The organism is Staphylococcus sp. HMSC034G07, assembly GCF_001835975.1.
Classification (GTDB): domain Bacteria; phylum Bacillota; class Bacilli; order Staphylococcales; family Staphylococcaceae; genus Staphylococcus; species Staphylococcus ureilyticus.
In genome coordinates this window covers 778501-791112 of record NZ_KV826609.1, presented here as the reverse complement: position 1 = coordinate 791112, position 12612 = coordinate 778501, and the positions used below count along the sequence as shown (strand labels likewise).

Annotated in this window: 12 protein-coding genes and 6 tRNA genes; 17 read left to right on the top strand and 1 reads right to left on the bottom strand. The window is 31.7% G+C overall.

Annotation, left to right across the window (positions count from 1 at the left end; translation table 11 throughout):
• The first annotated feature begins 47 nt into the window (after window positions 1–47).
• The 15 genes from HMPREF2586_RS11810 (at window position 48) to fumC (ending at window position 9408) form a co-directional block, all read left to right on the top strand.
• Window positions 48–120 (top strand) — tRNA-Phe (locus HMPREF2586_RS11810).
• Between the two features lie 11 nt (window positions 121–131).
• A tRNA-His gene (locus HMPREF2586_RS11805) sits at window positions 132–204 on the top strand.
• Window positions 205–216: 12 nt separating this feature from the next.
• Window positions 217–288, top strand: a tRNA-Gln gene (locus tag HMPREF2586_RS11800).
• 7 nt (window positions 289–295) lie between these two features.
• Window positions 296–369 (top strand) — tRNA-Cys (locus tag HMPREF2586_RS11795).
• A gap of 8 nt (window positions 370–377) precedes the next feature.
• A tRNA-Gly gene (locus HMPREF2586_RS12910) sits at window positions 378–452 on the top strand.
• Between the two features lie 41 nt (window positions 453–493).
• A tRNA-Leu gene (locus HMPREF2586_RS11790) sits at window positions 494–576 on the top strand.
• Window positions 577–800: 224 nt separating this feature from the next.
• Entirely contained in the window at window positions 801–1868 is a 1068-nt protein-coding gene (locus tag HMPREF2586_RS11785) for a PTS sugar transporter subunit IIC (RefSeq protein ID WP_046207642.1), read from the top strand.
• A gap of 322 nt (window positions 1869–2190) precedes the next feature.
• A complete protein-coding gene (locus tag HMPREF2586_RS11780) occupies window positions 2191–3654 on the top strand; it encodes an ABC transporter substrate-binding protein/permease (RefSeq protein ID WP_070658783.1) in 1464 nt (487 codons plus the stop codon).
• Window positions 3647–4369: an amino acid ABC transporter ATP-binding protein gene (locus HMPREF2586_RS11775; RefSeq protein ID WP_070039613.1), complete on the top strand. Its 723-nt coding sequence runs from the start codon at window positions 3647–3649 to the stop codon at window positions 4367–4369. Before HMPREF2586_RS11780 ends, HMPREF2586_RS11775 begins: the two co-directional genes overlap by 8 nt.
• Window positions 4370–4524: 155 nt before the next feature.
• Window positions 4525–5652 (top strand): tRNA epoxyqueuosine(34) reductase QueG, encoded by a 1128-nt coding sequence (queG, locus tag HMPREF2586_RS11770; RefSeq protein ID WP_070039612.1) that lies wholly within the window; start codon window positions 4525–4527, stop codon window positions 5650–5652.
• Between the two features lie 5 nt (window positions 5653–5657).
• Window positions 5658–6128: a tRNA (uridine(34)/cytosine(34)/5-carboxymethylaminomethyluridine(34)-2'-O)-methyltransferase TrmL gene (gene trmL / locus HMPREF2586_RS11765; RefSeq protein WP_070039610.1), complete on the top strand. Its 471-nt coding sequence runs from the start codon at window positions 5658–5660 to the stop codon at window positions 6126–6128.
• Between the two features lie 180 nt (window positions 6129–6308).
• The gene (locus tag HMPREF2586_RS11760) at window positions 6309–6908 is read left to right on the top strand and encodes a sugar phosphate isomerase family (protein WP_046207637.1); all 600 of its coding nucleotides are present in this window, start codon (window positions 6309–6311) and stop codon (window positions 6906–6908) included.
• Window positions 6909–6932: 24 nt separating this feature from the next.
• Window positions 6933–7118: an SAS053 family DNA gyrase inhibitor gene (locus HMPREF2586_RS11755; RefSeq protein WP_046207636.1), complete on the top strand. Its 186-nt coding sequence runs from the start codon at window positions 6933–6935 to the stop codon at window positions 7116–7118.
• 291 nt (window positions 7119–7409) lie between these two features.
• Window positions 7410–7820, top strand: coding sequence for a hypothetical protein (locus HMPREF2586_RS11750; RefSeq protein WP_070658781.1), 411 nt, complete (start codon window positions 7410–7412; stop codon window positions 7818–7820).
• Between the two features lie 202 nt (window positions 7821–8022).
• Window positions 8023–9408 carry a class II fumarate hydratase gene (gene fumC, locus HMPREF2586_RS11745; RefSeq protein ID WP_070658779.1) on the top strand — a complete coding sequence of 462 codons (1386 nt, stop codon included), beginning with the start codon at window positions 8023–8025 and terminating at the stop codon, window positions 9406–9408.
• 387 nt (window positions 9409–9795) lie between these two features.
• On the opposite strand, the gene HMPREF2586_RS11740 is transcribed toward fumC, so the two are convergent.
• Window positions 9796–10623 carry an RluA family pseudouridine synthase gene (locus tag HMPREF2586_RS11740; RefSeq protein ID WP_070658777.1) on the bottom strand — a complete coding sequence of 276 codons (828 nt, stop codon included), beginning with the start codon at window positions 10621–10623 and terminating at the stop codon, window positions 9796–9798.
• 191 nt (window positions 10624–10814) lie between these two features.
• Between HMPREF2586_RS11740 and HMPREF2586_RS11735 the strand changes: the two genes are divergently transcribed.
• The gene (locus HMPREF2586_RS11735) at window positions 10815–11924 is read left to right on the top strand and encodes a GAF domain-containing sensor histidine kinase (protein WP_046207632.1); all 1110 of its coding nucleotides are present in this window, start codon (window positions 10815–10817) and stop codon (window positions 11922–11924) included.
• Window positions 11925–11945: 21 nt separating this feature from the next.
• Window positions 11946–12569 (top strand): response regulator, encoded by a 624-nt coding sequence (locus HMPREF2586_RS11730; RefSeq protein WP_046207631.1) that lies wholly within the window; start codon window positions 11946–11948, stop codon window positions 12567–12569.
• The last annotated feature ends 43 nt before the right edge of the window (window positions 12570–12612 follow it).

The following is a 12612-nucleotide window of genomic DNA, read 5'->3' as shown; positions in this document are numbered from 1 at the left end:
CGCGGGTTCGATTCCCGTCGAGACCGCCATTATTGATTTACCATTAAGGTTCAGTAGCTCAGTTGGTAGAGCAATGGATTGAAGCTCCATGTGTCGGCAGTTCGACTCTGTCCTGAACCATTTTATTTTTGGCGGTTGTGGCGAAGTGGTTAACGCATCGGATTGTGGTTCCGACACGCGTGGGTTCGATTCCCATCAACCGCCCTTATTGATTAATGGGCTATAGCCAAGCGGTAAGGCAACGGACTTTGACTCCGTCACGCGCTGGTTCGAATCCAGCTAGCCCAGTTTTATTGGCGGCATAGCCAAGTGGTAAGGCAGAGGTCTGCAAAACCTTTATCACCGGTTCAAATCCGGTTGCCGCCTCCATGAATTATGCGGGAGTAGTTCAATTTCTAGAACACATTCCTTCCCGGAATGAGATATAGGTGTAAGTCCTATCTTCCGCTCCATTATCACTTCCAGGTTGGAAGTTTTTTGTTTATAATATTGAGCCAGCGTGGCGGAATTGGCAGACGCGCGGGACTCAAAATCCCGTTCCTTTTTGGAGTGTCGGTTCGATCCCGACCGCTGGTATAATTAGTGTTTAAATAGAGAGAAAATATCTCAGAAATCCCATATTTATGGGGTTTCTTTTTTTTATGATTTAAAATGTATATGATTTATTTTGAATTCTGGTAGCTAGGTGTATATGCAGAAATTTAATGATTATATCTTAGTTTATAACTTTAAACTTAATATTGTACTTTAGTCGAAAATATAATATTATTAGTCTAATGTTATATTTGGAGGATACAAGAATGGTAAAATCAGGCACAGCTAAAATTACAGGGAAATCATTTTTTGGTAATATTTTACAAGCTGTTGGAGCAGGTGTAGTCATTGCATTAATACCTAATGCATTATTAGGTGAATTATTAAAATTTTTTAAAGAAGGTAACCAATTATTAGAGACTGTTTATCAGTTAGTAGTTTTAATCCAATCATTTATGGCATTTATTATTGGTGTTTTAGCAGCACATCAGTTTAAATTTAATGGGGCTGGCGCCACTATGATAGGTGTTTCCGCTATGATAGGTAGTGGTGCTGTTAAAATGACTGAAGGTGGATTTTTACTTAATGGTACTGGTGATATCATAAATACTATTTTAGTTGTAGTGATAGCTTGTACTTTGTATTTGTTATTACAAAATAAGTTAGGATCACTGGAAATGATTCTATTACCTGTTATTATTCCAGTTTTAAGTGGTGTTATAGGCTTGTTTACATTAGGTTATGTGACAAATGTCACTAAAGGAATCGGTCATATAGTAAATGCCTTTACAGAATTAAATCCATTAATGATGTCAATATTGATTTGTGTTACCTATGCGTTGTTAATGGTTACACCAATATCTGTAGTTGCTATAGCAACGGCAATCAGTTTATCAGGTTTAGGTAGCGGTGCAGCTAATATGGGTATTGTTGCAGCTTGTGTGACATTTTTATTTGGTTCAATTAGAGTTAACGGGGCCGGAGTCAATTTAGTATTGATAATTGGTGCTGCTAAGATGATGATACCTGTTTATTTTAAGCATTTAATTATTGCAATACCGTTAATAATTAATGGAGTGATTGGCGGTTTAATCGCTTACTTTATTGGCATTAAAGGTACACCAATGTCTGCTGGTTTTGGTTATACAGGATTAGTTGGGCCGATTAATGCATTTAATCGAATGGATGGAGATCCTAACATGAATATTATTTTATTAGTATTTGGATACTTTATAATACCATTTGTTTCCGCATTCTTTGTGCATGAAATTTGTAAAAAAATGATGCGTAAATATACAGATGATATTTATAAGTTTGAGATCCCTAAACAGTAATGAAGTAACAAAATTTAATAGATCATAAGTTTTTTGTATTTATTTGCCTTTTATTGTCATTGTGTATGATTACAACAGATATTTAACTTTAAACTGATATAAATAGTTAAAATCAAGACTATACTCAAGCACCTTCATTTAAATGGAGGTGTTTTTTTAATATGCAGTGAATATTACTGTCATCACACCATATTCCAAATACCATTTTATATAATCACATTAACTAGAATTTTTAAAATTAAGAAAAATGACACATATATCATATTGAATATTTTTGCGTTATTATGTATAATAATAAATATTATGGAAAGGGGATAAATAGATGAAACAAATATTGAAAATAATTACCGTTTTTTCACTCCTTATAAGTACTTTAATTATTTACATAAATCCAGAAGTAAATGCTAATGAAAAAGACCAATGGCAAAAAATTAAAGAACGTGGTGAATTGCGTGTTGGTTTATCAGCTGATTATGCACCTTATGAGTTTGAACATAATGTTAATGGTAAATCAAAGTATGCAGGTATTGATATTGATATCGCAAAAAAGATTGCGAAAGATAATCATTTAAAACTGAAAATTGTAAATATGCAATTTGATAGTTTATTAGGAGCGATTCAAACTGGTAAGATTGATATCATTATCTCAGGAATGACACCGACACCTGAACGTTTAAAAGAAGTAGATTTTTCAAAACCTTATATGACAGTCGACCAAAAAATGATTATTAAAAAGTCAGAAACTGATCGTTTTAAAACAATAGAAGATTTTGCGAATAAAAAAATCGGTGTACAAAAACAAACACAGCAAGAAAAAATAGCACAAACTGAAATAGATAATGCACAAATTCAATCTTTAACGCGTGTACCTGAAGTTATAATGTCGTTAAAAAGCGGAAAAGTTAATGGAATGGTGATTGAAGGTCCTGTTGCAGAAGCATATTTAAAACAAAATAAAGATTTAACTTTTGCTAATGATGTTAAATTCAATGAAGGTAGAAAGGAAACGGCAATTGCCTTACCTAAAAATTCTCCAATACTCATGGAGAAATTAAATACTTCAATCAAAGATGTTAAAAATAAAAATTTGCTAGAAGATTATAAAGCGTCAGCTGCTGATGCAATGCAAAAAGATGACGGTAATTTCTTTACAAAATATGGTGATTTTTTCCTAAAAGGAATTAAAAACACAATTTTAATTTCTATAGTTGGTGTTGTTTTAGGAGCTTTATTTGGTGCATTGATTGCATTATTAAAACTAAGTCAAATTAAAATATTGAGATGGATTTCTTCAGCTTATATCGAATTTTTAAGAGGCACTCCTTTATTAGTACAGGTTTTCTTAGTTTATTTTGGTACTACAGCAGTATTAGGTCTAGATATCTCAGCTTTAATATGTGGTATGATAGCACTTGTTATAAATTGTTCAGCATATATTGCTGAAATAATAAGAGCTGGTATAAATGCAGTTGATAAAGGGCAAACTGAAGCCGCAAGAAGTTTAGGTCTTACTTATGGTCAGACAATGAAATCGGTTATTTTGCCACAAGCTATAAAAAACATATTACCGGCTTTAGGTAATGAATTTGTCACTGTGATAAAAGAATCGTCAATTGTATCTGTCATAGGCGTTAGTGAAATAATGTTTAATGCACAAGTTGTACAGGGAGCATCATTTGATCCATTCACGCCGCTTATTGTAGCAGCAATTTTATACTTTATACTTACATTTACTTTATCGAGAGTGATGTATTTCTTCGAAGGGAGATTGAAAGTTAGTGATTAATATTAAAAATTTATATAAATCGTTTGGAAAAAATGAAGTTTTAAAGGGAATTAATCTAACTGTGGATAAAGGTGATGTTGTTGCTATAATAGGTCCTTCAGGTAGTGGTAAAAGTACGCTTTTACGCTGTATGAACCTGCTCGAAACACCTACAAGTGGGGAAGTAGTATTTAAAGAGCATAGTTTAACAAATGAAAAAACTAAATTAGAAGCATTAAGACAACAGATGGGTATGGTTTTCCAAAATTTTAATTTGTTTCCACATAAAAAAGTTATAGATAATATTATATTGGCGCCGAGTTTATTAAAAAAGGGAAGTCAAAATGAATTGAAAAAAGAAGCAATGGATTTGTTGAAAAAGGTTGGATTGGAAGATAAAGCTAATGCATATCCATCTCAATTATCCGGGGGACAAAAACAAAGAGTTGCGATTGCTAGGGCTTTAGCAATGAATCCAGAAGTACTTCTATTTGATGAACCTACTTCAGCATTAGATCCTGAAGTGGTTGGAGATGTTTTAGAAGTAATGAAAACTTTAGCTAAAGAGGGTATGACTATGGTAGTTGTAACACACGAAATGAATTTCGCTAAAGATGTGAGTGATAAGGTTGTGTTTATGGCAGATGGTGTCATTGTAGAATCAGGGACACCACAAAATATTTTTGAACAGCCGCAACATGATAGAACTAAAAACTTTTTAGCACGTGTTTTATAGTTACAAAATGGACCAAGATGTTATGAAAATGGATTATAGTTTTTCATTCATAGCATCTTGGTTTTTTTATATAAAAATTTGAATTCTCGAATTCTCTTATTAATAATGAATGTGTTAAACTAAAGAATGTATGTTTTTAAGGTGGGGTGTAAAAAATGAATATAAATCAATTGAAACAAGATGTTATAGACTATGCACATTCAATTGGTATTGATAGTATTGGTTTTACTACTGCTGACCCATTTGATGAATTAAAACAAAAATTAGTTGATTATCATGAAAAGGGCTATGCTTCAGGATTTGAAGAACCAGACATTGGATTACGTACTGAACCCAAATTAACATTACCTACTGCAAGATCTATCATTGCCATTGCTGTTGGTTATCCTAATAAATTGAAGGGTGCACCTAGAAGTGTGCGTGGAGACAGAAGAGGTATGTTTGCTAGGGCATCTTGGGGTCAAGATTATCATTCAATCATGAGAAAACGTTTAGATAAATTAGCTGAGTATTTAGAGACTAGAGTACCAGATGTAGAAATTAAATCAATGGTTGATACAGGTGTGTTGTCAGACCGAGCTGTAGCAGAACGTGCAGGATTAGGTTATGTAGGTAGAAATGGATTTGTTATAAATCCAGATCTCGGAACATGGACTTATCTAGGTGAAATGTTAGTAAGTGTTCCTTTTCCTCCTGATGACCCAATCATTGATAGTTGTGGAGATTGTACAATATGTGTTGATCGATGTCCAACAGGGGCCCTAGTAGGAGATGGCCAACTAAATAGTCAAAAATGTATTAGCTTTTTAACACAAACAAAAGGTTATCTACAAGATGAATATCGATATAAAATAGGTAATCGTCTCTATGGCTGTGATACATGTCAACAAGTCTGCCCAAGAAATCGTGGTATCAATACACAGCATGATGATATTGTATTAGAGCCAGAAATATTAAAACCAAGGTTAGTACCACTATTACAAATGAGCAATAAGGAATTTAAAAACACTTATGGTCATTTAGCGGGCGCATGGAGAGGTAAAAAACCAATTCAAAGAAACGCAATTCTAGCATTAGCACATTTTAAAGAAGAAACTGCGATACCTGAATTACAAGAAGTTGCATTGAATGATCCAAGACCGATGATTAGAGCTACTGCTTTTTGGGCAATTGGACAAATTCAAGGAGAGCAAGCAAGATCATTTATTGAATCACACTACGATAGTGAATTAGAGGAAGTCCAACATGAGATGATAAAAGGACTAAATATGAGGAGAGAATAAAAAGCATGACCAACCACATTGTATTATTTCAACCACAGATACCTGGAAATACTGGCAGTATCGCTAGAACTTGTGCTGGCACTTACACACATTTACATCTTATAAAACCATTAGGATTTAGTACAGATGACAAAATGCTGAAAAGAGCAGGATTAGATTATTGGGATGCAGTAAATATCAATTATTATGAAAATATAGAATCGTTTTTTGAAACTACGGAAGGTAAATATTATTTATTAACTAAGTTTGGAGAAAAAACTTATTCTGATTTTGATTTTACTAATAAAGATGAAAATCATTATTTTATTTTTGGTAGAGAAACGACGGGCTTACCTGATTGGGTAAAGGACAAATATAAAGATACAGCTTTAAGAATTCCCATGAATGATAATATAAGATCATTAAATTTATCCAATACTGCTTCTTTACTTATTTATGAAGCATTGAGACAACAAAATTTCCCAAATTTACATTAAAATCTATATTAATCAATGAAAAACGACTTTGACATTTGTATAATATAGTTAAAGCTAAAAGTGAGTATTTGAAAATTTAGTTGATTATTAAAATTAAGTAGTTTATGAAGATAGCTTCAAGGGTATTATTATAAATAATGCTAGAACGCGTCTTAAAAGATTAAGAGGAGTGTAATAACTATGGCAATGAACTTTAAAGTTTTAGAAAACGAAAAAAGTGTAGCAGAATATGCTGCAGATATTTTAAGAAAACAGTTTAACAATAATCCAACTACGATAGCAGGTATCCATTTATCTAATGATAATGCACCAGTATTAGATGAATTAAAGAAAAATGTAGATGATCATGCAGTAGATTTCAGTCAAATTAATATATTAGATTATGATAGCAATAAATCATATTATGAAGCGTTAGGCGTACCAGAAGGCCAAATATATGGTGTTTCATATGGTCAAGATACGGAGTCATTTATAAGTGATAAAATCAAAACTAAAGAAAATAAAGGTAAATTGATTACACAAATACTTTCAATTGATACAAATGGTAGACTTAATGTAAGTATTAATCATGGTCTATTTTCTGCAAGAGAAGTAATTTTAGTGATTACTGGTAGTGAGAAAAAAGATGTTGTGCATAAATTATATGAAGAAAATGGTAAAACTTCTTTTGAACCATCTGATTTAAAAGCACATCGCATGGTGAATGTTATTTTAGATGAGGCTGCTGCTGAGGGTCTTCCTGAAGATGTTCGTCACTATTTCACTGCACGTTTCGCATAAAATTCAAAATGTGAGGTGTAACCAATGACTAATGATAATGTAAATAAAAAGTCTACCAACCATGATGCAGAACCACAAAATGAAATGGTTGATGATTTTGAAGATATTGTAGAATTGGGCAAAGAAATGGAACAAATTTCAGAAGAAAATGATGAAGATAAATTAGATAAATCACATGATTCTAACGTACGTTCAGATTTAGATAATTAAGTTAGTGAGTTTATTTAGTAAGTGAAAAAATTGAAATAAAGTTTAAATTGTTCGTCAATACGTGTGATTTACATTAAAAATTATTAATTCGTTTATAAATACATGGAAGCGTGTAAGTGTTGATCAAATATTAATATTTGATGTCTTACTCGCTTCTATTTTTTTTATAAATGTAATCAATTTGCCACGTTATTAGTATGTGGTTATATGAATATTAAAAAAACAATGCCAACATAAATTTGATTATGTTATTATTAAGTCATTATTTGAATTTAAGGAGTTATCATTAATATGTTAAGTAACTATTGGAAATATCTCATGATATGTGCGGTAATTGTAAATTTAATTTCTATAAAAGGATTTCCTATGGCCATTGGTGCAATATATTTACCAATCTTATTTAAAATTATTCAATTACAAATCAACTTGTCACATGGTCTCGTAGATAAAGTCAATGCTTCTACATTTGTAAAAAGTAATCAAACTGGAATCATTATTAGTGTATTGTGTTGTATTGTTATAACAGTATTATTATTTAAACCGCTTGGTGATTTTTATATTAGTTTAACTGGGTTTTTAGGACTTCTTATCACAGTTAGTCCTGTAACAATGATTATTGGTGCAATACTTTTAATTTTAACTGCAATAGGTATAATACAAGCAGCAAAGATGAAATTTAATGATGTAACAATTACAAAATAATAATGAATGATGTTTAAAACCAGAGACTAAAATTAGTTTCTGGTTTTATTAATAGTTAGTAATTAATTGTTTGAATGTACAAATCAAAGTTAATAATCAGACATTTTTCAATGGAATGAAAACGCTATATTAAAGAGATTGCCCAGTTAAATTAATTAATGCTATACTAAAGTTAAATACATATTGAAGGGGAGATTTTTAAATGTCAGTTAGAATTGAACATGATACATTTGGTGAAATTGAAGTACCTGCAGATAAATACTGGGGTGCACAAACAGAAAGAAGTAAACGAAACTTTCCTGTTGGCAAAGAACAAATGCCAATTGAAGTTGTTTATGGATTTGCTCAATTAAAAAGAGGGGCAGCATTAGCCAATCATGAATTAGGAAAACTAAGTGACGCAAAAAAAGATGCTATTGTGCATGCATGTGATCGTATCTTAAACAAAGAATTAGATGAACACTTCCCATTAGTCGTTTGGCAAACTGGAAGCGGTACACAAAGTAATATGAACGTCAACGAAGTAGTGAGTTATGTTGCGAACATGTATCTCAAAGAGCAAGGTAGCGATGAATCAATACATCCAAATGATGATGTGAATAAATCTCAAAGTTCAAATGATACTTTCCCAACTGCGATGCATGTTGCACTATATAATGAAATTGAGGTAAAACTTGAACCGGCATTAAAATCATTACGTGATACTTTTAAAGAAAAAGAAGAAAAGTTTAATGAAATTATTAAAATAGGGCGTACTCATTTACAGGATGCTACACCTATTCGTTTAGGCCAAGAAATAAGTGGATGGCGTTATATGTTAGATAAATGTGAAACATTACTTAGTGAATCAAAAGCCCATATTTTAAATTTAGCAATCGGTGGTACTGCAGTAGGTACCGGTATCAATGCGCACCCAGAATTTGGTGATAAAGTTGCTAAATTTATTTCAAAAAATACAGGGTATCCATTTGTATCATCTGAAAATAAATTTCATGCATTAACTGCACATGATGAAGTCGTTCAATTACATGGTTCACTCAAAGCATTAGCTACTGACTTAATGAAAATTGCAAATGATGTGAGATGGTTAGCGTCTGGACCACGTGCTGGGCTTGCTGAAATTTCTATACCAGAAAATGAACCTGGTTCATCTATCATGCCTGGTAAAGTCAACCCAACACAATGTGAAATGTTGACGATGGTTGCAGTTCAAGTTATGGGAAATGACACTGTGGTTGGCATAGGTAGTTCACAAGGGAATTTTGAGTTAAATGTCTATAAACCTGTTATTTTGCATAATACATTGCAGTCTATTTACTTATTGGCAGATGGTATGCAAACATTTAATGATAATTGTGCAGTAGGCATAGAACCAATTGAAGAAAACATTGATAATTATTTAAATCAATCACTAATGTTAGTAACAGCTTTAAATCCTCATATTGGTTATGAAAAAGCTGCTAGCATAGCTAAAAAAGCCCACCGTGAAGGTTTAACATTAAAAGAGTCGGCTGTTCAATCTGGATATTTAACTGAGGAACAGTTTAATGAGTGGATTAAACCTGAAGATATGGTTGAACCTAAGTAATTTTAAAAAATAAAGGAATATCAATATCTTTGATTAACGAAGAAACGTCAATTTCTATTGAAATTGACGTTTCTTCATTTATAAAAGTTTTCAATTACGCTAAACTATTTTTTATATTTATTAGCACCATTATAGAATTACATTTTTTGTTTACTTCTAGGTTAGAGTTAATAATATTAGGGTTTAAGTTATCATTTCTTAAATATAATCAAAAACTGATTAATAGTTTAAAGTTTACCCATTCTGTTTAAGTCTTCAGCTAATATGATATCGGTCTTCTTATTGAATGAATGCGTAAGTGTCTACATTTATTGTGACTCTTATTAACAACAATGGTATGTGTACGATAAAATCTATAAAAAGAATTAGAAATGTAACTTTACATATTTAGATTTCATCATCTAAACTAACTGAAATTTTTTCTTGTGTTAAAGGATGAATAAATTCTATTTTGTAACTATTTAATTGAAGTTGTCTTAACGTCGAATCACCATATAATGGGTCACCGATAACTGGATGTCCAATTTCTGCTAAATGTACACGTATTTGGTGTGTTCTACCCGTATCTAATTTTAAATCGACTTCACATACATTTTCTTTAACCATGCGAGAAGTTAAAATATGTGTAATGGCAGATTGACCTGTAGTAGACACTCGGCGCTTATTCGAGTGAAATTTATCTTTACCTATAGGTGCATCGATGGTTTGTGGTTTTATTGGTAATAAGCTATGTACGTTTGCCTTATAGATACGATCAATTTTATTTTCCTCTAACATACGGTCGAGGATTTTTTTCATTAAAGGATTTTTGGCAACTATTAAAAGACCAACTGTCTCTTGATCTAAGCGATGTATTGGTTCTACATAATCACTTTTAATGGTATATATCACATGATTCATTAATGTATTACTTTCTTTTAAATCATTGGGATGCGTTTTAACCCCTTTAGGCTTCATAACGATGGCTAGATCATTGTCTTCATAATAAATTTGTGCAAATCGATAGCTTGGTAAATAATTACTCTTTTCATCTGGTGTTGGAATATAAACATGGTCGCCGGCATAAACTTGTGACGTAAGTTTTGCATTTTTATCATTGACTTTAATCTCTTTTGACATATTTAAATTGTGTAAATCTTTTTTTGGCAATTGTAATTGCTGGAAAATTTCTCTTAGTGTTAACGCATTATAATTTTCTGGGATTTGAAATTTCATAATATCCTCCTCTTTGACCAATTATTATCATACCATAAACACGCTGTTAAAAATATTAGACCTTGCGATTGATTTAATAATTTTTCATATTATTTAAGTCCAATTAAAAAGTAATTATTTATCTATTTTTAAATGCTTAACAAACTTGTATAATGTATGTAAATAGTGTTGTTAAAGGATGGACTGGTTAAATGGAAAAACCGACTAGATTAGCATTATTAAAAGAAATTGCTGAATTTTTAAATGAAGAAACAGAAACATATAGTATGCTACAAGGCGCATTGAAATCATTAATTGATGGAAGTGAATTTACAACGGGATGGATTTTTTTCATTGATGATGTGGGGCAGCATGAACTCGTATCATATAATGGTTTGCCAGGAGCATTGGAAAATAACCATTGTCAGTATATGCGAAAAGGAACGTGTTGGTGTGTTCAAGCATATCAAAATAAGAAATTAACGAAGGCTTCAAATATTATAAATTGTTCGAGAATTAATTTAGCGAATCGAGCTTATCATGAAGAAACTGATGGTATTACACACCATGCTACAGTTCCATTAAGATCTGGTGAAGAGCAATTTGGATTACTCAATGTTGCAACGCCTTATACGAGGAGATATAGCGCAGAAAACTTAGAGTTGTTAGAATCTGTTGCATTACAAATTGGATCAGCGATTAAAAGGATTTTGTTAACAGATCAAGAAAAAGAAGCTGCGCGTATTAGTGAACGCAATAGATTAGCAAGAGATTTACATGATTCTGTAAACCAAATGCTTTTTTCTGTTAAGTTGACAGCACATGCAGCATTAGGGATGACACAAGAAAATGTTTCTCGTAAAGCGTTTCAAGTGATTGAAGATACGAGTCAACAAGCAGTTAATGAAATGAGAGCTTTGATATGGCAATTAAAACCCGTTGGATTAGAGCAAGGATTGGTTAATGCATTAAAACAGTATAGTAAGTTACTACAGTTAGAGTTAGTCGTTAAAGTAGATGGTTTGATTAAACTACCAAGTCAAATCGAGGAAAATGTTTATAGAATTGTTCAAGAAGCGATGAATAACACAAAAAAGCATAGTGAAACCACTCAAGTTCGATTAGATTTAGTTCAAGATGATAATTATTTATTAGTTACGATTGCTGATTTTGGAAAAGGTTTTGATAAACATAAATCAAACCTTTATCACTCACATGGTTTAAATAATATGAAACAACGGACTAAACAGATAAGTGGTAATTTGACAATTGAAGGTGAACCAAACAAAGGTACAAAAATTCATATCTCAATACCGTTATAAAGTGTCGAAAGGAAGGTCAAGATGAATCAAATCATTTTGGTAGATGATCACCATATCGTTAGGCAAGGTTTAGAATTTCTATTATCAACAGTTGATGATATAGAGGTTGTTAAAGGTTTTTCAGATGGCAAATCATTTTTAAAATATTTAGAAGCGCATGAATTACCTGATATCGTATTATTAGATTTAGTGATGCCCAATATGAATGGAATAGAAATCACTGAAATTATGAAGCAAAAATATCCAGAAGTTAAAATATTAGTGCTAACCAGTTATGTAGACGATGAACATGTGATTTCGGCAATTGATAAAGGCGCCGATGGTTATGAAATGAAAGATGTTGAACCTGAGAAGTTGATTAAAACAATTAAAAACGTGTTGTCAGGTGAAAAAGTTATCCATCCACAAGCTCAAAGCGTTATGGAGTCAGTAAGTAGTAAACCGCACTATACAAATAAACTATCTAAACGTGAATCTGAAGTCTTGACAGAAATGGCAAAGGGTAAAACAAATAAAGAAATTGCGGAAACTTTATTTGTCTCAGAAAAAACTGTTAAAACCCATGTCAGTCACATATTCGCTAAATTGCAAGTATCTGATCGCACACAAGCGGCGATTTATGCTATGCAGAATAATCTTATATAAATTATTAGATGTTATGTAAATATTATTTTACATAGCATTTTTT

Bases quoted from the DNA above. Each gene is read 5' to 3' on its own strand.
- HMPREF2586_RS11785 (WP_046207642.1), top strand. From the start codon at position 801: ATGGTAAAATCAGGCACAGCTAAAATTACAGGGAAATCATTTTTTGGT.
- HMPREF2586_RS11780 (WP_070658783.1), top strand. From the start codon at position 2,191: ATGAAACAAATATTGAAAATAATTACCGTTTTTTCACTCCTTATAAGT.
- queG (WP_070039612.1), top strand. From the start codon at position 4,525: ATGAATATAAATCAATTGAAACAAGATGTTATAGACTATGCACATTCA.
- trmL (WP_070039610.1), top strand. From the start codon at position 5,658: ATGACCAACCACATTGTATTATTTCAACCACAGATACCTGGAAATACT.
- HMPREF2586_RS11760 (WP_046207637.1), top strand. From the start codon at position 6,309: ATGGCAATGAACTTTAAAGTTTTAGAAAACGAAAAAAGTGTAGCAGAA.
- HMPREF2586_RS11755 (WP_046207636.1), top strand. From the start codon at position 6,933: ATGACTAATGATAATGTAAATAAAAAGTCTACCAACCATGATGCAGAA.
- HMPREF2586_RS11750 (WP_070658781.1), top strand. From the start codon at position 7,410: ATGTTAAGTAACTATTGGAAATATCTCATGATATGTGCGGTAATTGTA.
- fumC (WP_070658779.1), top strand. From the start codon at position 8,023: ATGTCAGTTAGAATTGAACATGATACATTTGGTGAAATTGAAGTACCT.
- HMPREF2586_RS11740 (WP_070658777.1), bottom strand. From the start codon at position 10,623: ATGAAATTTCAAATCCCAGAAAATTATAATGCGTTAACACTAAGAGAA.
- HMPREF2586_RS11735 (WP_046207632.1), top strand. From the start codon at position 10,815: ATGGAAAAACCGACTAGATTAGCATTATTAAAAGAAATTGCTGAATTT.
- HMPREF2586_RS11730 (WP_046207631.1), top strand. From the start codon at position 11,946: ATGAATCAAATCATTTTGGTAGATGATCACCATATCGTTAGGCAAGGT.